We start from the raw sequence: 17,782 nt of genomic DNA, 5'->3' as shown, positions 1-17,782 counted from the left end.
ATCACACCGGGCTTCCTCGCTCATGAGGCCCCTGGCGCTCGCGCTCAGCCTGATCGTCTGCGGGCTCGTGGCCAAGGCGGTCAACGCGGCCGATCCTGCCGCAGCCGCCGCCCCGGTAGCCATCTCCTTCTCCAAAGCGAATTCGGGTAACGCGCTGCCGCCCGGCTGGCAGAATTTGCCGGTCGTGAGCGGCAAGAAGCTCACCACCTACACGGTCGTCGCCGATGGCGGACGCAATGTCATCGAAGCCAACTCAGTCGATTCGGCTTCGGCACTGATGGCCAAGGGAGACAGTGTCGACATCGCTGCGACGCCGGGCGTGGCGTGGCGCTGGAAGGTCGACAAGGCCATCCCAGGCGCCGATAACCGCGTCAGCGACAAAGAGGATTCGCCCGCGCGGCTGGTGTTTTTCTTCGATGGCGATAAATCCACGCTGCCATTCGGCGACCGTGCGGCGATAACGCTGGCCAAGGTCGGCGGCGAAGATCTGCCCTACGCCACGCTGATGTACATCTGGTCTAACGACGCGGCACCGGGCAGCGTCATCCAGAACCCGCATAGCGACCGGGTGCAGATGCTTGTGGTAGCGGGCGGCGATGGGTCGCTCGGCAAATGGCAGACCTTCTCGCGTAACCTCGCGGCGGACTACGAACGCATCTATCAGGAGAAGCCGGGCAAGCTGCTCGGCTACGGCATCTTCACCGACAGTGACAACACCCATGCAAGTGCGCATGCATGGTACGGAGACATCCGGTTCGGCCCGGCAAAGTAGCGCGCGATGTCCTCCCCGGCAGACGAACCCTCTCGCCGGGAAAATCCGCTTCTGGTTTCACTAGCCGACACCCATGCGAGAAGTGTGCGCGAAAGCATCGAAAATAACGCTGAAAGCCCCGTCCGACGGGGCTTTTGCGCTATTGCAACAGTCGCTTGCATGCTACGCTATCTCGCCTAGAATCTGAGCCAGAGTTTGTCGATCGGCTCATTGCTGTTCACGCCTCTCACCGCCTTCGCGAGCGCCATGCAAAAGAATCGCCAGCCCAAGGACGTCACGTTCGCCTCCAGTCCGGTATTGCAGTCGCGCATGTCGTTGTGGCGCTCCAAACTCGTCGTCATCATGATCACCCTCGCGTTCATCGGGTTGGTCGTGCGAGCGTTCTGGATTGCCGGCCCCGGCAACGGTTTCTATATAGCGCAGGGCGAAAAACGTTACGAGCACACTATCGTCATGCCTGCGGTGCGCGGCAAGATCGAAGATCGGGATGGGCGCGTGCTCGCGACCAGTCTGCCGATGCGCACCGTCTGGGCGGTGCCCGCCGAAGTGCCCGACGACCTGTCCGACAGCGACATTCAGAAGGCCAGCAAGCTGCTCGACATCCCCGCGAAGGAACTGCGCACCAAGCTCATCGGCGAGAAGAAGTTCGTCTATGTGAAACGGCAAGTGTCGCCGGAAATCGGCAAGCAGGTCGAAGCGCTCGGTATTCCGGGCGTCTACGAAAGCAGCGAATACAAGCGGTTCTACCCCGAAGGCGACGTTGCGGCGCACGTCGTGGGCTTCACCAACGTTGAAGACAAGGGGCAGGAAGGCATGGAACTGGGCGAAGAGCCGCTGCTCGAGGGGACGGCGGGCGTGCGGCGCGTCATCAAGGACCGCATCGGCCGTACCATTCAGGACCTCGACGACTCCAGCCCGCCGCGCGACGGCAAGGACATTCACCTCACGCTCGACACCCGCGTGCAATACATCGCCTACGCGGCGCTGAAAAACGCGCTGGATCGCACAGGCGCGAAAGCTGCCATGGCGGTCGTGATCGATGCCAAGACGGGTCAGGTGCTCGCGTTGGCCAACTTTCCGACATACAACCCGAACGACCGCGAGCATCTGACGGGCGAACAACTGCGCAACCGTGTGTTCACCGACGTCTTCGAGCCGGGCTCGATTCTCAAGCCCTTCACCATGGCGCTGGCGCTGGACCTGCATCGTCTGACGCCGGCCACGCTCATCGACACCGGTCCGGGGCGATATGTCTTCGAAGGCGCGACCATCAGCGACGACAGCGCGAACGGCGTGCTTACGGCGGCCGGCGTGATCCAGAAGTCGAGCAACATCGGCATGACCAAGGTGTCGACCATGCTGCGCGCCGAGGAAATGTGGGACATGTTCACGGAGATCGGTCTGGGTCAGCAGCCGAAGCTGGGCTTCCCGGGAGCGGTATCGGGCCGTTTGCGCCCGTATAAGTCGTGGCGGCGCATCGAGCAGGCGACGATGGCCTACGGCTACGGGATTTCCGCGTCGCTGTTCCAGTTGGCACGCGCTTACACGATCTTCGCCAACGACGGCGTGCTCGTGCCCATCTCCATCATCAAGCCGGATACACCGGCGCAGCCCGAGGGCGTGCGCGTGATCGATGCGCGCACGGCTGTCGAGATGCGCAAGATGCTGGCCGCCGTGGTCGATACGGGTGGCACCGCCACCACGGCACAGGTAGCCGGTTACAGCATCGGCGGGAAGACCGGCACGGCCTACAAGGCGGGCGCGCACGGTTACGACCATTCGAAATATCGGGCGTCGTTCGTGGGGATTGCGCCGTTGTCGGCGCCGCGTCTGGTGATTGCCGTGTCGGTGGACGAGCCCAAGGCGTCGCAACACTTCGGCGGGCAGGCCGCCGGGCCTGCATTTGCGGAGATCGCGTCGCAGGCATTGCCGTTGCTGGGCATTCGACCGGATCTGCCGGTGCGTCCGGGGGTGATTCTGGCGGCACCGACCTCGGATACGCCGCCGGACGACAAAGCGCCTCGCGGATAAACCTCTCGCCGGTTCGGTGAGGCATCGGCGCTCAACGCCCTCTGTCCTCCCCGAATACCCGTCACGAATACCCATAAAAAAAGGCGGCTCGGAATTCCGAAGCCGCCTTTTTCACTTGCCCCGAACTGACGGGCAAGTCCGGGAACTTACATCCCCGGCATCATCAACGAGTTGGCGTTGTGCATGATCCACAGCGAGCCGACCAGCACGATGGCCACGATCAGCACAGTGAACAGAAACGCCATCACATTCCAGCGCTGTTCCGACGAGCGGTCCATGTGCAGGAAGTAGATCAGGTGGACGATGATCTGCACGAGGGCAGCGCCGAGAATCAGCGGCAGCACCGTCGACGGCGGCATCGTGCCATCCATCACCAGCTTGAACGGCACGACCGTCAGGATCACCGCGAGCACGAAGCCGATCAGGTACGACTTCACGCTGCCGTGGCTGCCACCGGCCGCATTGTGGCCAGCGTCGTGGCCGTGCGATTGCACCGATTTGCTATTGCTCATTTACATCGCTCCCATCAGGTACACGACCGTGAACACGCCGATCCAGACCACGTCCAAGAAGTGCCAGAACAGCGACAGGCATTGCAGACGCGTGGTGTTGGTGGCGCTCAGGCCCTTCTTGCCGATCTGGAACATCAGAACGGCCATCCACAGCAGGCCCGAGGCCACGTGCAGACCGTGGGTCGCCACGAGCGCGAAGAACGACGACAGGAAACCGCTGCGGTTCGGGCCGGCACCTTCGAGAATCAGGTGATGGAACTCATACAGTTCCATCGCGATAAACGCAGCGCCCAGCAACCACGTGATCGCCAGCCAACCCTGCACAGCGCCCTTCTTGCCGTTGTGCAGACCGATCATGGCAAAGCCATAGGTGATCGACGAGAACAGCAGGATGAACGTTTCGACCAGCACGAACTTCAGGTCGAAGAGTTCCTTGCCGGTCGGGCCGCCGGCCGTCGCGTCGCGCAATACGGCGAACGTCGCGAACAGGCTGGCGAACAGCACCAGGTCGGTCATCAGGTACACCCAGAAACCGAAGATCGTGTTGCCCCCGGTGTCGTGGTGCGCGTGGTCGTGCGCATGCGCATCGGCATGCGCGCCAGAGTGTTTGAGAACTTCGCTCGTCATGATTAAGCCTTTGCTGCTGCGGCCAGTGCCTGATGGTGAGCCGATTCAATGGCCACCACTTCCGGCGACTGCACGTAGTAGTCGATCGAATCGTCGTTGCTGCGGCAGATGAACGTCAAGATCATGCCGGCGAAGCCAACGATAGCCAGCCACCAGATGTGCCAGATGGCCGCGAAACCGAACACCAGCGAGAACGCACTGATGATGAAACCGGCACCGGTGTTCTTCGGCATGTGAATCGGGGCGTAGCTCGTCTTCAGATCGCTCTTGATGCCGTGCGCCTTGCGATAGGCCAGCTCGTCGACGTCATGCACGCGCGGCTCTTCGGCAAAGTTGTAGAACTGCGGCGGCGACGACGTCATCCACTCCAGCGTACGGCCGTTCCAGGGGTCGCCCGTGGTGTCGGCCAGCGCCTTGCGGTTCTTGATCGAGACAACCAGTTGCAGCACCTGGAAACCGATACCGGCGGCGATGAACAGCGCACCGATCAGCGCGGCGATCAGCCACGGCTGCCAATCCGGGTTGCTGTAGTGGTTCAGGCGACGGGTCATGCCCATCAGGCCCAGCACATACAGCGGCATGAACGCGAGGTAGAAGCCGATCAGCCAGCACCAGAAGCTTGCCTTGCCCAGACGTTCGTCGAGCTTGAAGCCGAAGGCCTTCGGGAACCAGTAGTTCATACCGGCGATGTAACCGAACAGCACGCCGCCGATGATCACGTTGTGGAAGTGAGCAATCAGGAACAGCGAGTTGTGCAGCACGAAGTCGGCGCCCGGCACGGCCAGCAGCACGCCGGTCATACCACCGATCACGAACGTGACGATGAAGCCCAGCGTCCACAGCACCGGCACGGTCATTTGCACGCGACCGCGGTACATCGTGAACAGCCAGTTGAAGATCTTCACGCCGGTCGGGATCGAGATGATCATCGTCGCGATACCGAAGAAGGCGTTCACGTTGGCACCGGAGCCCATCGTGAAGAAGTGGTGCGCCCACACGAGGAACGACAGCACCATGATCGCGGACGTGGCGTACACCATCGACTTGTAGCCGAACAGCTTCTTGCCCGAGAACGTCGAGATGATTTCCGAGAAGATACCGAACGCCGGCAAGATCAGGATGTACACCTCCGGGTGACCCCAGATCCAGATCAGGTTGAGGTACATCATCGGGTTACCGCCCAACTCATTCGTGAAGAAATGGAAGTCGAGGTAGCGGTCCAGCGAGAGCAGCGCCAGCGTCACCGTCAGCACCGGGAACGCAGCGCACACCAACACCATCGTGCACAGCGAGGTCCAGGTGAAGATCGGCATCTTCATCAGGTTCATGCCCGGCGCGCGCATCTTCAGAATCGTGACGACGAAGTTCACACCGGTGAGCAACGTCCCCAGACCCGATATCTGCAAGGCCCAGATGTAGTAATCCACCCCCACGCCCGGACTGTATTGAATGCCCGAGAGCGGCGGGTATGCCAGCCAGCCCGTGCGGGCGAATTCACCCACGCCCAGCGACAGGTTCACCAGCGCAGCGCCGGCCACGAACAGCCAGAACGACAGCGTGTTCAGGAACGGGAACGCCACGTCGCGTGCGCCAATCTGCAGCGGCACCACGAGGTTCACCAGCCCCGTCATGAACGGCATCGCCACGAAGAAGATCATGATCACGCCGTGGGCGGTGAAGATCTGGTCGTAGTGATCCGGCGGGAGAATGCCGCCCGAGTTGTGGGCGAGCGCCAGTTGCGTACGCATCATCATGGCGTCGGCAAAGCCGCGCAACAGCATGACGAGCGAGACGAGCACGTACATCACGCCGATCTTCTTGTGATCGACCGACGTGACCCACTCGTTCCACAGGTACTTCCATTTGCCGAAGTAGGTGAGCAACGCGACGATGCCCAGTACCCCGAGCACCATCATGCCGACCGCGCCGACGATGATCGGCTCGTGGTACGGAATGGCTTCGAGAGTCAGTTTGCCAAACAGCGTTGACATTGTTGTTTACTCCTTGTGCGCGTGCGCGGCCGTACCGGCGTGCATCGCGTGCGCGCCGGCGTTGTCCATGGCCATGGTCATCGACTGGCCGTTCTGCCCATTCGCAGCGGCGGCCGGAGCCGTCGCGGCGTCAGCGCCCGCGCCCTTCATTTCCATCTTCATGTCCATGCCCTTCATTTCCATGGCGCCGTGGTTTTCATGGCCTTCGTGCTGCTCGGCCATGCCAGTTGCCATCGGGGCGTGCAGGATCGATTCGAACATCTTCGCGTCGACCGAGCTGTAGTACGTGACCGGCGTGTTCTCGCTCATCGGCACGAGCGAAGTGTAGGTATCCTTGTCCAGGACCTTCTTCGACTCACGCACCTTGGCGACCCATTGCTGGAAGTCGCTGTCGGTCATCGCCAGCGTCTTGAAACGCATGCCCGAGAAGCCGCCGCCGCTGTAGTTCGCCGAAATGCCGTCGTACGAGCCGACATGATTGGCGATCAGGTGCAGCTTCGTTTCCATACCGGCCATCGAGTAGATCTGGCTACCCAATTGCGGAATGAAGAACGAGTTCATGATCGATTCCGAGGTGATCTTGAAATTCACCGGGGTATCGACCGGAACGGCCAACTCGTTGATCGACGCAATGCCCTGTTCCGGGTAGATGAACAACCACTTGTAGTTCATCGACACGACTTCGACCGTAATCGGCTTTACTTCGCTTTCCAGCGGCTTGTACGGATCGAGTTCGTGGGTGGAGACCCAGGTGATGCGCGCGAGAATCGCAATGATGATGATCGGCACGAGCCAGACCACGACCTCAATGGCCGTCGAGTGCGACCAGTTCGGCTCATAGCGCGCCGACTTGTTGCTCGCGCGATACTTCCACGCGAACCACAGCGTCATCAGGATGACCGGAATCACCACAATCAACATCAGCCAGGTGGCCGTGAGGATCAGGTTCTTGTTCTCTACTCCGATCTGCCCCTTAGGGTCGAGCAGCGTCATGCCGCAGCCAGCCAAAAGCAGCGGCGAGCACAAGGCGAGGAGCCTAAACAATCGCGGGTTTCTGTGTTTCTTCATGTCACACGACAGGGTTGAGTTGGCCAGCGAACGGCGCAACACGGGCTTACCGGCCTGATGCAGGGTCGCAGAAGGTTGGCAAGGGTTAAGGTGGGACGGGAGCAGTCGTCGCGCCGGTATTGCACCGGTCGAACTACGACGACTGTGTCATCGAAAAGACGGGAACCGGGGCAGATTGCCGACCGCAGACCTCAAGTCACTGTCCGACTTCTTGTCTTTTACTTCCATCACGGTGCGGCATTATGCCGAAGTTTAATTAGACCGGACATCGCGCACCCGCCGGCGCGACAATGTGTCGCGCAGGGCTCACGCGTACGCGCGCGACGATTTCCAAGCAGATCGGCACCTGTTTGGCGGTAAACGCTGTGCAATGCAGCAATTCGGGAAGGTTCTTGGATTTCAAGAGGTGCGACGTTGTGTCGCACCTCGTTTTGCGGTGTCGCAGCGAAATGCACCAATTTAGTGCGAAAGATCGCTGGAATGTAGGTGTGATGTATTGTGCCCGGCTTTTCAGTCGAGCGACAAGCGCACGGCAAATGCCATGAGCGCGGCGCCGAACGACCAGCGTTGTACTTTTTGTGCAAGCGGACGGGTGCGCAGCCAGTGCGCGATGCGCGCCGCACCGAACGCGAGCGTGGCATCGAAAATCGCCCCCACGACCAGCAACAGCGCGCCGAGTTCAAGCACCTGGGTCCAGACCGGGCCGGCTTCGGGGCGGATGAACTGGGGCAGCAGCACCGAACAGAACAGCAGCGCCTTCGGATTGAGCACGCTCGAGAGCACACCGCGTCGCACGGCGTGCGAAAGCGGCACGGCCGCCTGCGGCGGCGCCTCGGCCATCTCCATGCCGAAGGCCGGCGAGCGCCAGATCTGGATGGCCACCCAGGCAAGATAGAGCGCGCCGGCGATACGCACCGTCTCGAATAGCCACGGCGCCGCGCGCAAGAGCGCCGCCACACCGCACGCCGAGAGGGTCACATGTCCGGCGCGCGCCAGCGCCAGTCCGCCGGCAGTGGCCAGGCCGTGTCGCACACCGCGCGTCATGCTCGTCTGCATGACCAGCGCCATGTCCGGACCAGGCAATGCGTAGACGACGATCAGAGCGCCGATGAAAACGGTGAGCAACTGCAGCGAAACCATGATTTTTCCCCTAACGGCAAGAGTGGCCAAAACGATCTCAATGATCTCGCCAAATCACAGGAGATAAATAGCGTTTTCCACCCACTATGATTTACATATATGGTGTATTCCACCAACATATAGCGTCACACCGAAAAATCCCCCGACATCCCCATGTACCGCATTACCGCCAGGCTTAATCCGGACGGATGAGGGCAACACTTTCCCGCCATCGCAGATCGTGGTGGAATGCCATCTTTGCAGCAGCTTTTGTAGCGGGATACCGACAATGAACGAACTCGACGCCATCGATCAGGCGATTCTCGCCATCGTCCAACGCGATGGCCGCATCTCCAACGCCCGGCTAGCCGAGCGTGTGGCGCTCTCCGAAACGCCCTGCGCACGGCGTTTGAAACGGCTCGAAGCCGAGGGCTACATCACGGGCTATCGGGCCGAACTGTCGCATCGCGCGCTGGGTCTGGGCGTGACGGCCTTCGTCCATGTGCGCTTTGCCGTGCACGACCGCGCGCTGTCCGAGCAATTCGAGCGCGAAGTGCAAGCCATCGACCGTATCGTGTCGTGCCACAACATCTCCGGCAGCGCCGACTATCTGCTCGGGGTAGTCGCCACCGATCTCGACGACTACGGCATGTTCACGCGCGACGTACTGCGCGCCCTGCCCGGCGTGTCGTCGATCGAATCGATGCTGTCGCTGCGCGAGGTCAAACGCGATACCGGCGCGCCGTTGCTGTAATCCGACTCACAGTGGCGTGGCGCGAGTTTGCCCGTAAAATGTCGGGCTGACCCGACCTTAGGTGCCTCATGCCGGACGCCATGCCTGCCGTACCTTCCCAGCCGACCGCCTCGCCTTACGCTGCCAGTGGCGCGAGTGACGACGCGCTGATGTTCGACCTCGCGCCGGTCTCCCTCTGGCTCGAAGACTTCAGCGGCGTAAAGCAGTTGTTCGACGAATGGCGTGCGCAGGGTGTCACCAACCTGCGCGCCCACTTCAAGACCGACCCGGCGCACGTCTCGGCATGCTCGCGGCGCATTCGCGTCATCAAGGTCAATCGCCGGACATTGACGATGTTCAACGCATCGTCGCTCGATACGCTCGTGGCCAACCTGCCGCGCGTGTTCCGCGACGACATGCTCAAGACCCACGTCGAAGAGCTTTGCCAACTGTGGGACGGCCGCACGCACTTCACGAGCAAGACCGTCAACTACACGCTCGACGGCCGCCGTCTGGATGTGCTGCTCAACGGCTCGGTGCTGCCCGGCCACGAAGGCACCTTCGAGCGCGTGCTGATCTCGCTCGAAGACGTGACCGAACTCGAACACGCACGCCAGCGCGTGACAATGGGCGAGGAATACGCGCGAGGCCTCTTCGAGTACTCACCGGTCTCGTTATGGGTCGAGGATTTCAGCGCGATCAAACTGCTGCTTGACGATGCCCGCTCGCGCGGCATCACCGACTTCCGCACTTTCACCGACGTTCACCCCGAATTCGTCGAGCGCTGCATGAACGAGATTCACGTGCTCGACGTGAACCGCCACACGCTTGCGATGTTCGTCGCGCCCGACAAGGCCACCCTGCTCGCCCGCCTGCCCGACGTGTTTCGCGACGACATGCGGCACAACTTCCGCGAGCAGTTGATCGACCTGTGGGACAACAAGCTCTTTCAGCAACGCGAAGTCATCAACTACGCGCTCGACGGCAACGAGATCAACGTGCATCTTCAATTCGCGGTGCTGCCGGGTCACGAGTCGCGCTGGGATCTGGTGCTCGTTGCCCTCACGGACATCACCGCGCGCAAGAAGGCCGAGTCGTATCTCGAATTCCTCGGCAAGCACGACGTGCTTACCAAGCTGCGCAACCGCTCGTTCTATGTAGACGAACTCAACCGGCTCGAACGCAAGGGGCCGTACCCGGTGACGGTGATCGTGGCCGATCTGAATGGGCTGAAACTCGTGAACGATCAGTTAGGGCATGCCGCCGGCGACGGGCTGCTGCGACGCGCCGGTGAAGTGCTGAGCAAAGCCATTGCCGCACCGCAGATTGCTGCGCGCATCGGCGGCGACGAGTTCGCCTTGCTGCTGCCCTCCACCGACACCAGCGGCGGCGCGGCGATGATCGAGGGCATTCGCCAACTCGTGGAGTTGAACAATTCGTTCTATCCGGGCACGCCGCTCTCATTCTCGATGGGCATGGCGACCTGCGAAGCCGGCGAGCGGCTCGAAGCCACGATTCAACGTGCCGATCTGCTGATGTACGAAGAAAAACGCAGTCACTATGCCGGTAGCGTGAACGAGCGGCGTGCGACCGGCGGCACAGGCGGCAGCGGCGCGTAATCTCGTGCGTTGCCTAACGGCTCGCAGATTTGCGCGAGCCAGTCGACGAATGCGCGCACCCGTGGCGACACCCGCTTTTGCGCCGGATACGCCGCCGAGAGGCGCAGCGGTGGCGGCGGACACTCCGGCAGCACCGGCACCAGACGCCCCGACGTGAGATAGGGCGCGGCGGCCAGCAGCGTCGGTTGAATCAGCCCGAGGCCTTCGAGGCCGGCCGCCAGATACGCCACTTCATCCCCCACATGCAACTGACCGCGCGTGCGCACGCACGTCGCGCGTCCACCGACCATCAACCTCAGATCGCCGCAGCGCGTTGTGAGCGAGGTCGCCGGGGCGAGCGCTGACGGCGACGCCAGAGACTCCGCCGGCGCCGTCAGCCATTTCACCGACGTATGCATCGCGAGGGCATCGAGATCGGCGGGTGTGCCTTGCATGTCGAGATAGCGACGGCTCGCACATGTCACGCGCGGCAGATCGCCCAGATGGCGCGCCACCAGCCGCGAGTCGGGCAACTCCCCCAACACCACACCGCAATCCACGCCGTCACCGCGCCAGTCGCCGTGCGCCGGTGTAGCATCCAGCGCGATCTCGAGGCCCGGATAGCGCGCCTGGAATTCGACGAGCGACGGCATGACGACCTCGCGCGCGATGACCGGCGGCAGCACGACGGCGAGGCGTCCACGCAGTTGCGCCTGCGCGCCGAAAAGGCCCGACTCCACCTCCTCGACATCCGCCAGAATCGCCGCACACCGCTCGAAGTACGCGGCCCCCTCCATCGTGAGGGCGACACGCCGCGTCGAACGCGTGAAGAGCGCCACGCCGAACCATCGCTCCAGATGCTGCACCTGGGTGGTTGCGGTCGTACGCGGTATGTCGAGCGACGCCGCCGCCTTGGTGAAGCTGCCGACTTCGGCTACACGCACAAAGGTGCGCATCGCGGTGATGCGATCGATCATGCTGCCTCCTGCTTCGTGACGGGAACGGCTACCCTGCCGCGCAAGGTAATGACTGCCGCGCCCGCCGGTGCGAGGGCGAACAGCGCGAACAGCCAGACCGACGCACGCTGCGCTTCGTCCAATGCGCCTTGCGCCAGCCCCGCAGAGTTCGCCACAAGCCCCGCGAGGGCCGACCCCAGCGCCATCGAATACAACTGCACTGTCGTGATCGACGCCGACGCAAGTGCCGCCTCGCCGGGACGCGCCGCCGTCATCACGCGTGTGAGCAAATGGGGCCAGCCGATACCCACTCCCACGCCCACGCCGAACAGCGCCACGCAAATGCTCGCCACACCTGCGGCACTCGCGAAGAGCGACGGTTGCGGCAGCAGCCACGCGAGGGCCAGCATGCCGAGCGCGACAATCACCGGGCCGAGACGCACGCGCCGCTCGGCGGCATCGCCATGTCGCCCCGCACTCGTCATCGCCCCCACCGACCAGCCCGCCGCCATGAGCGCGGCGAGATATCCGGCGGTGAACGGTGTCTGAGCGTGAATCGTCTGCAGGAAATACGGGATATAGATTTCGCTCGTCATTGCCAGACCGAGCAGACTCATGACCGCGTACAGTCCGCCCAGCCGCGTGCGCAGCGAATACGCCCCCGTCGGCATGAGTCGCGGCAGCGCGTGCCGCGCGCTACGCTCGCGTTGCGCGAGCCACCAGGCGAACACGAGTCCCACGAGCATCCATATCGCCGCCAGCAAGTACGAGCCAACCACGGCGCCCAGCGATATCGCCACGGCCGACGCACACAGCAAGACCACTTTGAACCACGGGATGACATGCGCGTCGCCGTGAGACGGCGACGACTCACTCTCGCTCGCCACGGTGCGTCCGGCAGGCACCTGCGCGCGAATGATGAGGCCGAGTCCGACCACCACCGGCAGCAGCGACCAGAATGCCCAGCGCCAGTGACCGAACTGCGCAAAGACGCCGCCCACGGCAGGCCCGCAAAGCGTCGCGACACCCCACATGCCGGAGACGAGCCCCATCGCCCGCGACCACAGGGCCGGTGCGAAGACGATGCGGATCAACGCATAGCTGAGGGCCAGCAAAATGCCGCCGCCGAAGCCCTGCAAGGTGCGCCCCGCGAGCATCCACGGCATGCTCGGTGCGGCCGCACACAGGATCGTGCCCGCGCTGAAGCCCAGCAATGCCGCGACGTAGGCGGGGCGAGGACCCAGCGCCGTGAGCATCTTGGATGCCAGCACCGAGCCGAGAATCGATGCCACCACAAACAGCGTGGTGTTCCACGAATACAGATCCAGCCCGCCGATCTCCTTGACGATGGACGGCAGCACGGTCGTCGCCACATAGACGTTGGTAGCATGCAACGCCACCCCGCCCGCCAATGCCAGCGAACGCCAACCGTTACTGCCGCTCAACAGATCGCGCCAGCCCGGCGCTGTGAAATTCGTCGTGTTCGTTGTCATAGATGGACAGCCGCGTGTCGGGCGACTAATATGCAAGAAAGTTCTTGGATATTACATGCCTCACCATGAATTACCCAAATAACCACTTGGATAATAGGGCGGCGACACCCGGCCCCGGCTACGAGCGCGTGCTGCATTGGTTGAAGACGCAGGGCCCGGCCTCGACGGCGGAGGTCGCTTCTGCGTTGGGGATCACAGCGGAGGCGGCACGTCAGCAGGTACAGAAGCTGGTGGCGGATGGGCTGCTCGCCGGCGAGGCGATGCCGTCACGCGGCGCGGGCCGTCCGCGTCAGGCGTGGGCACTCACGGAGGCGGGGCACAGCCGCTTTCCCGACGCCCATTCCCATCTCACTATTCAGTTGATTGGCTCGATTCGTCAGCTCTTCGGCGAAGACGGGCTGGACCGTCTGATTACGCAGCGTGCCGAGGAAACACGTGCGCAATACCGGCAGGCCGTCGACCCGCTGCCGGGCCTGTCGGCACGGCTGGAAAGGCTCGCGGAGATTCGCTCGTCGGAGGGCTATATGGCGCGCGTGGAGCGCGACGGCGACGACTGGCTGCTCATCGAAGATCACTGCCCGATCTGCGCAGCCGCCAAGACGTGTCAGGGCTTTTGCCGCACGGAGCTTGAGCTGTTTCAGGAACTCGTCGGCGAGCGCGGCACCGTGACACGCGAGACGCATATCCTCGCGGGCGGGCAGCGTTGCACATACCGCGTGCGCACGCCGTGACTCACCGCCGCCTAGCGCGGCTGAAACGCAATCAGGCTCATGCCCGCAAGGGCGACGGCCACACCGGCAACGTCCCACGGTGTCGGACGCATGCCGTCCACCAGCCACAACCATACGATGGCCGCGCCAATGTACACGCCGCCGTATGCGGCATAAACACGTCCGGCCGCTGCCGGATGCAGCGTGAGCAGCCACGCGAACAGCGCCAGTGAAATGGCACCGGGTACAAGCAGCCATGCACTGCGATCCTGCTTTAGCCACAGCCAAGGCAGATAGCATCCGACGATTTCCGCCACGGCGGTCAGGATATAAAGCAGAAAGGTTTTCATCGCGCAATTATGCCCGGCGCCAATGCCACGCGTCATGTCGCACCCGGTGCGGGCTCGCGAAGCACGCAATGACCTACAATGCCGCGTTCACCGGAGAAGCCCATGGAATCGTTGGAAACACGCGTCGTCGAACTCGAAGTCAAGGCCGCGTTTCAGGAAGACCTGCTCGAGACGCTCAACGAGATCGTCACGCGTCAGGAGCAGCAAATCGATCTGCTGCAAAAGCAGCTCAAGGCGTTGTACCAGCAAATGCAGTCGCAGGGACAGAGTGGCCCCGACAGCAACCCGCGTCACGAAATCCCGCCGCATTATTGAAACGCGGAGAAAAATTGAGCCCGCGTGGCCGCAGCACCACGGCCGGCACGCTTGCGCGGTCCCTTTCGTTGCCAGCGCGGGTCGACGCGGTGTTCAGAACGAATCCGCGCCGTCCGGGTCACAATCTTCATTGACGACTCAGGCTCGACCGCGCCCTGCCCGTCCTTCGGACCTTCGCCCTATGATCTCTCGCCGCAAGCCTCTCACGACTAGCCTCGTCGATACCGTCGACGCCCTCGAGTCTGCCGTGGCCTCACGCCGCGACGCGCTGCGCCTCGCCGCCGCCGGGCTGGTCGGCCTGACGCTCGCCCCGCTCATGCGTTCCGCCGATGCCGCGTACAACATCTGGACCGGCGAGTACACGATGACGCGCAAGGAAATCGAGACGGCTATCGACAAGCGGTTTCCGACGACGCTCAATTACGGTCAATTGCTCTCCGTCGCACTGGCCCATCCGCAGATTGGCTTCAATCCGCAGACCAATCGCATCACCACACAGGTCGATGCGCAGGTGCAGAACGTGTTGCTGCAAGGCCAGCCACTGGCCGGAGTGCTCGCCATCTCCAGCGCGCTGAAATACGACCCGGTCAAACGCGCCGTGCTGCTCGACAACCCGAACGTCGAGCGCGTGGACCTGAACGGCATGCCCGCTGCGTACAGCCAGCAGTTGACGTCCGTTGGCGGCACCGTCGCTCAGCAGGTACTCAACCAATATCCGATCTACACGTTCAAACCCGAGCAATTGCGTTACGGCGGACGTGACGTCGAGCCGGGAGCCATCACCGTGCTGCCCGACGGCATCAAGGTCGAAGTGAAAACGAAGTGATCGGCGCCACGACGCGCGTCGCATAATACAAAAAGGGCAGCCCTGGAGCTGCCCTTCTTTCATCCGGCTACGTTCACCGGTGTACGACCAGGCCCTCGACGAACTCAGACCACCGTCAACGTCACATCGATGTTGCCACGCGTGGCGTTGGAGTACGGGCACACGATGTGAGCCTTCTGCACCAAGGCTTCGACCGTGGCGCGATCCACGCCCGGCACGCTGATCTTCAGTTCAGCCTGAATGCCGAAGCCGGTCGGGATCTGGCCAATACCGACGCTGCCATCGATCTTCGTGTCGGCGGGCAACGCGACCTTCTCTTTGCCGGCGACGAACTTCAGTGCACCCAGGAAACAAGCCGAGTAACCGGCGGCGAAGAGTTGCTCCGGATTGGTGCCGCCAACGCCGGGGCCGCCCATTTCCTTGGGAACGACCAGCTTGACGTCGAGCACGCCGTCGGAGGAAACGGCACGGCCGTCGCGGCCTCCAGTTGCGGTGGCGTGGGCGGTATACAGCACTTTTTCGATCGACATGACGAACTCCTGGTAAGTAGAAAATTTCACTTCCAAACTTCGACCGCCCCGGACCGGCACGCCATCGTGGCGTTGCCTTCTGGCCGGACGATCAACCTGACATACGCGCGTCGGATAACTGTCTTGACGCCTGCCCGTGCGCGTGTGTTCCTGTGTCAACGGTGCCGATGCGAGGTCCGTGCTTCGCGTGCCGCGCTTCGTTCAGCGGCTCGCATGCACGGCGCTCAACGCCGTCAACGATCTTAATCCACCTGCGGGACACCGTTCGTGAACGCCGGTCTGAACCCCGGCACCCGCCGTCCCGTTTCTTGACTATCCATGCAATCTATCTATTGACAGATAGATAACTTGACCCAAATAAACGGGAGGCCAACTCCCGTTGTTCTGCTTCCCCCACCTCGCCGGCCTTTCTCAGACCACGCCGCAAACGGAAGCCACCACATCCTCCACCCGCGAGGGTGCCCGAAACAATCGCGAGGCCATCACACTGCCCTGAAACCCTGCGAACAGCGCACGTGCCGTGGCGTCGGGCGACGAACTCAGTGTGAGCGATCCGTCTGTCACCCCCTGCGCCAGCACACGCGCCAACCAGGCTTCGTGGTGCGCAAAGAAGCGCTGCACAGCGTCACGAACCGTCTCGGGCAACGTCTCGATGTCAGCGGCCAACATGCCGCACAGACAGATCCGATGACCGTCGGCCACGATGCGCCCGAACCCTTGCGCATATAGCGCCAGCTTCTGTGTCGGCGGCAACGCATCGTCGATACCGGCCAGCCCTTCGTCGACGAACGCGTCATATGCCTTGATCGCCTCAAGCACCAGATCTTCCTTGGCCGGAAAGTAATAGTGGATGCTCGACGTCTTCACGCCCACCCGCTCGGCCAAATCCCGATAGCTGAAGCCGTTGTAGCCTCGCGTCATCAGCAACATCTGCGCATGTTCTAGCAGTTGCTCCCTGACGGTCGGTGCAGCCGGCGATGTGGTTGTGCGGTTCATGAAACGAACTTTATCTACTAGTAGGTAGACAGTCAAGCCCTTTCGTGAATCCGGTCGATTGATTTTGTCGATGGCGGCGATAGCTCACGAGACCGCGCTCGCGGCATTACCGGTCGTCACTCCACCGTCGAAGGTTGCTTCGGTGTACTCACCAATGCCGACATCACGTCACGCATCCAGACGTTGGCCGGATCGTTGTGAAATCGCGAATGCCAATGCAGATGGAGGTCGTAGGCAGGGACATTGAACGGCAACGGCATGAGCCTTACCCGCGCGAAGTCGGCAAAGCGGCGTCCGACCATGAGCGGCACCGTGGCAATCATGTTCGAGTCGGCGACGATGAACGGCACCCCCATGTAACGAGGCAGGGACAATCGCACATTGCGATGCACACCGAGCCGCTCCAGAGTCTTCTCGAACTGGTCGGCGCGACGCCCCTCCGGACGCACCGCTACATGGTCGGCCGCCTCGTATTCTTCCTTCGTCATCGTTTGCCCAATGTCCGGATGATCGATCCGCATCACGCAGACAAACGAGTGCTGATACAACAGCTTCTGACGGATCGATGCGCTCTCCAGATCGGGGAACACGCCCACCGCCAGCGCGATATCGCCTTCGGTCAGTCCCACCTCCAACTCCTGCGGTGTGGGAGCAACCGTCTTGATCTTCACATGCGGCGCCACGCCGTCGAGATGTCTGAGCAAGCGCGGCAAGAACACCATTTCTCCGATGTCCGACATGCACATCACGAACGTCTCACGCGAAGACGCCGGGTGGAACGTCGGACGCGGCAGGATTTCATCCTGAATCAGATACAGCATGCGCGTCACCGGCTCCGCCAGTTCCTGCGCACGCGCTGTAGGTTCCATGCCGCGCGCCGAACGTACAAACAGCGGATCGTCGAACATCTGACGCAATTTCGACAGCGCAAAACTCATGGCCGGCTGACTCAACCCGAGCACGATGCCCGCCTGCGTCACGCTGCGCGTGCGCATCATCGCGTCAAAGGCCTTCAGGAGATTCAGGTCGACCTGATGAATATCCATATTTTGGATTTGCCAAATAAATTGAATCGAATTGACGGATTATATTCGGCTACCTAGCATGAGTCACCGTCTTCGAGAGGCTCCGGAGAGTGCGTCCGAGACGGCGTTT

General features: G+C 62.3%; 18 protein-coding genes. 7 read left to right on the top strand and 11 right to left on the bottom strand.

Annotation, left to right across the window (positions count from 1 at the left end; genetic code table 11):
• Positions 1-22 precede the first annotated feature (22 nt).
• Entirely contained in the window at positions 23-772 is a 750-nt protein-coding gene (locus C266_RS08535; protein ID WP_010808616.1) for a DUF3047 domain-containing protein, read from the top strand.
• A gap of 246 nt (positions 773-1,018) precedes the next feature.
• Positions 1,019-2,803, top strand: a complete 1,785-nt coding sequence (locus C266_RS08530) for a penicillin-binding protein 2 (RefSeq protein WP_036662207.1) — start codon at positions 1,019-1,021, stop codon at positions 2,801-2,803.
• A 146-nt stretch (positions 2,804-2,949) separates the two neighbouring features.
• Here the strand turns inward: C266_RS08530 and C266_RS08525 are convergent, their stop codons facing one another.
• From C266_RS08525 to C266_RS08505, 5 genes are all read right to left on the bottom strand, one after another.
• Positions 2,950-3,315: a cytochrome o ubiquinol oxidase subunit IV gene (locus C266_RS08525; RefSeq protein ID WP_010808614.1), complete on the bottom strand. Its 366-nt coding sequence runs from the start codon at positions 3,313-3,315 to the stop codon at positions 2,950-2,952.
• Entirely contained in the window at positions 3,316-3,942 is a 627-nt protein-coding gene (locus C266_RS08520; RefSeq protein WP_010808613.1) for a cytochrome o ubiquinol oxidase subunit III, read from the bottom strand.
• A gap of 2 nt (positions 3,943-3,944) precedes the next feature.
• The gene (gene cyoB, locus C266_RS08515) at positions 3,945-5,924 is read right to left on the bottom strand and encodes a cytochrome o ubiquinol oxidase subunit I (protein WP_036662191.1); all 1,980 of its coding nucleotides are present in this window, start codon (positions 5,922-5,924) and stop codon (positions 3,945-3,947) included.
• Between the two features lie 15 nt (positions 5,925-5,939).
• The gene (gene cyoA, locus C266_RS08510; protein WP_081636215.1) at positions 5,940-7,001 is read right to left on the bottom strand and encodes a ubiquinol oxidase subunit II; all 1,062 of its coding nucleotides are present in this window, start codon (positions 6,999-7,001) and stop codon (positions 5,940-5,942) included.
• Between the two features lie 510 nt (positions 7,002-7,511).
• Positions 7,512-8,141 carry a LysE family translocator gene (locus tag C266_RS08505; RefSeq protein WP_010808610.1) on the bottom strand — a complete coding sequence of 210 codons (630 nt, stop codon included), beginning with the start codon at positions 8,139-8,141 and terminating at the stop codon, positions 7,512-7,514.
• Between the two features lie 268 nt (positions 8,142-8,409).
• Between C266_RS08505 and C266_RS08500 the strand changes: the two genes are divergently transcribed.
• Both C266_RS08500 and C266_RS08495 read left to right on the top strand, forming a co-directional pair.
• Positions 8,410-8,874: an Lrp/AsnC family transcriptional regulator gene (locus C266_RS08500; protein ID WP_010808609.1), complete on the top strand. Its 465-nt coding sequence runs from the start codon at positions 8,410-8,412 to the stop codon at positions 8,872-8,874.
• Positions 8,875-8,954: 80 nt separating this feature from the next.
• Complete coding sequence (locus C266_RS08495) at positions 8,955-10,472, top strand: sensor domain-containing diguanylate cyclase (RefSeq protein ID WP_051126202.1); 1,518 nt, start codon at positions 8,955-8,957, stop codon at positions 10,470-10,472.
• On the opposite strand, the gene C266_RS08490 is transcribed toward C266_RS08495, so the two are convergent.
• Positions 10,412-11,428, bottom strand: a complete 1,017-nt coding sequence (locus tag C266_RS08490; protein WP_010808607.1) for a LysR family transcriptional regulator — start codon at positions 11,426-11,428, stop codon at positions 10,412-10,414. The two genes, C266_RS08495 and C266_RS08490, sit on opposite strands and share 61 nt — an antisense overlap.
• Entirely contained in the window at positions 11,425-12,900 is a 1,476-nt protein-coding gene (locus tag C266_RS08485; RefSeq protein ID WP_010808606.1) for an MFS transporter, read from the bottom strand. The genes C266_RS08490 and C266_RS08485 overlap by 4 nt, the downstream gene beginning before the upstream one ends.
• Before the next feature lie 65 nt (positions 12,901-12,965).
• On the opposite strand from C266_RS08485, the gene C266_RS08480 reads away from it, so the two are divergent.
• Positions 12,966-13,631: a metalloregulator ArsR/SmtB family transcription factor gene (locus C266_RS08480; RefSeq protein WP_036662082.1), complete on the top strand. Its 666-nt coding sequence runs from the start codon at positions 12,966-12,968 to the stop codon at positions 13,629-13,631.
• 11 nt (positions 13,632-13,642) lie between these two features.
• On the opposite strand, the gene C266_RS08475 is transcribed toward C266_RS08480, so the two are convergent.
• Positions 13,643-13,960: a YnfA family protein gene (locus C266_RS08475; protein WP_010808604.1), complete on the bottom strand. Its 318-nt coding sequence runs from the start codon at positions 13,958-13,960 to the stop codon at positions 13,643-13,645.
• Between the two features lie 111 nt (positions 13,961-14,071).
• Here C266_RS08475 and C266_RS08470 point away from each other — a divergent pair, with 111 nt between their 5' ends.
• Positions 14,072-14,275, top strand: coding sequence for a SlyX family protein (locus C266_RS08470; protein WP_010808603.1), 204 nt, complete (start codon positions 14,072-14,074; stop codon positions 14,273-14,275).
• A 181-nt stretch (positions 14,276-14,456) separates the two neighbouring features.
• Entirely contained in the window at positions 14,457-15,101 is a 645-nt protein-coding gene (locus C266_RS08465) for a DUF1439 domain-containing protein (protein WP_010808602.1), read from the top strand.
• Positions 15,102-15,205: 104 nt separating this feature from the next.
• Here C266_RS08465 and C266_RS08460 read toward each other — a convergent pair whose 3' ends face one another.
• The 3 genes from C266_RS08460 to C266_RS08450 all read right to left on the bottom strand — a co-directional run bounded on the left by C266_RS08460 (position 15,206) and on the right by C266_RS08450 (position 17,673).
• Positions 15,206-15,631, bottom strand: coding sequence for an organic hydroperoxide resistance protein (locus tag C266_RS08460; RefSeq protein ID WP_010808601.1), 426 nt, complete (start codon positions 15,629-15,631; stop codon positions 15,206-15,208).
• 411 nt (positions 15,632-16,042) lie between these two features.
• Positions 16,043-16,627, bottom strand: coding sequence for a TetR/AcrR family transcriptional regulator (locus tag C266_RS08455; protein WP_036662081.1), 585 nt, complete (start codon positions 16,625-16,627; stop codon positions 16,043-16,045).
• Between the two features lie 116 nt (positions 16,628-16,743).
• Complete coding sequence (locus C266_RS08450; RefSeq protein ID WP_010808599.1) at positions 16,744-17,673, bottom strand: LysR family transcriptional regulator; 930 nt, start codon at positions 17,671-17,673, stop codon at positions 16,744-16,746.
• Positions 17,674-17,782 lie beyond the last annotated feature (109 nt).

Source organism: Pandoraea sp. SD6-2 (genome assembly GCF_000389825.1).
GTDB classification, from domain to species: Bacteria; Pseudomonadota; Gammaproteobacteria; order Burkholderiales; family Burkholderiaceae; genus Pandoraea; species Pandoraea communis.
The sequence above is the reverse complement of the archived record's forward strand: the minus strand, read 5'-3'. Positions and strand labels throughout refer to the sequence as shown.

Bases quoted from the DNA above. Each gene is read 5' to 3' on its own strand.
- C266_RS08460 (WP_010808601.1), bottom strand. From the start codon at position 15,631: ATGTCGATCGAAAAAGTGCTGTATACCGCCCACGCCACCGCAACTGGA.
- C266_RS08450 (WP_010808599.1), bottom strand. From the start codon at position 17,673: ATGGATATTCATCAGGTCGACCTGAATCTCCTGAAGGCCTTTGACGCG.
- C266_RS08535 (WP_010808616.1), top strand. From the start codon at position 23: ATGAGGCCCCTGGCGCTCGCGCTCAGCCTGATCGTCTGCGGGCTCGTG.
- C266_RS08490 (WP_010808607.1), bottom strand. From the start codon at position 11,428: ATGATCGATCGCATCACCGCGATGCGCACCTTTGTGCGTGTAGCCGAA.
- C266_RS08475 (WP_010808604.1), bottom strand. From the start codon at position 13,960: ATGAAAACCTTTCTGCTTTATATCCTGACCGCCGTGGCGGAAATCGTC.
- C266_RS08480 (WP_036662082.1), top strand. From the start codon at position 12,966: ATGAATTACCCAAATAACCACTTGGATAATAGGGCGGCGACACCCGGC.
- C266_RS08465 (WP_010808602.1), top strand. From the start codon at position 14,457: ATGATCTCTCGCCGCAAGCCTCTCACGACTAGCCTCGTCGATACCGTC.
- C266_RS08500 (WP_010808609.1), top strand. From the start codon at position 8,410: ATGAACGAACTCGACGCCATCGATCAGGCGATTCTCGCCATCGTCCAA.
- C266_RS08495 (WP_051126202.1), top strand. From the start codon at position 8,955: ATGCCTGCCGTACCTTCCCAGCCGACCGCCTCGCCTTACGCTGCCAGT.
- C266_RS08525 (WP_010808614.1), bottom strand. From the start codon at position 3,315: ATGAGCAATAGCAAATCGGTGCAATCGCACGGCCACGACGCTGGCCAC.
- C266_RS08505 (WP_010808610.1), bottom strand. From the start codon at position 8,141: ATGGTTTCGCTGCAGTTGCTCACCGTTTTCATCGGCGCTCTGATCGTC.
- cyoA (WP_081636215.1), bottom strand. From the start codon at position 7,001: ATGAAGAAACACAGAAACCCGCGATTGTTTAGGCTCCTCGCCTTGTGC.
- C266_RS08455 (WP_036662081.1), bottom strand. From the start codon at position 16,627: ATGAACCGCACAACCACATCGCCGGCTGCACCGACCGTCAGGGAGCAA.
- C266_RS08520 (WP_010808613.1), bottom strand. From the start codon at position 3,942: ATGACGAGCGAAGTTCTCAAACACTCTGGCGCGCATGCCGATGCGCAT.
- C266_RS08530 (WP_036662207.1), top strand. From the start codon at position 1,019: ATGCAAAAGAATCGCCAGCCCAAGGACGTCACGTTCGCCTCCAGTCCG.
- C266_RS08485 (WP_010808606.1), bottom strand. From the start codon at position 12,900: ATGACAACGAACACGACGAATTTCACAGCGCCGGGCTGGCGCGATCTG.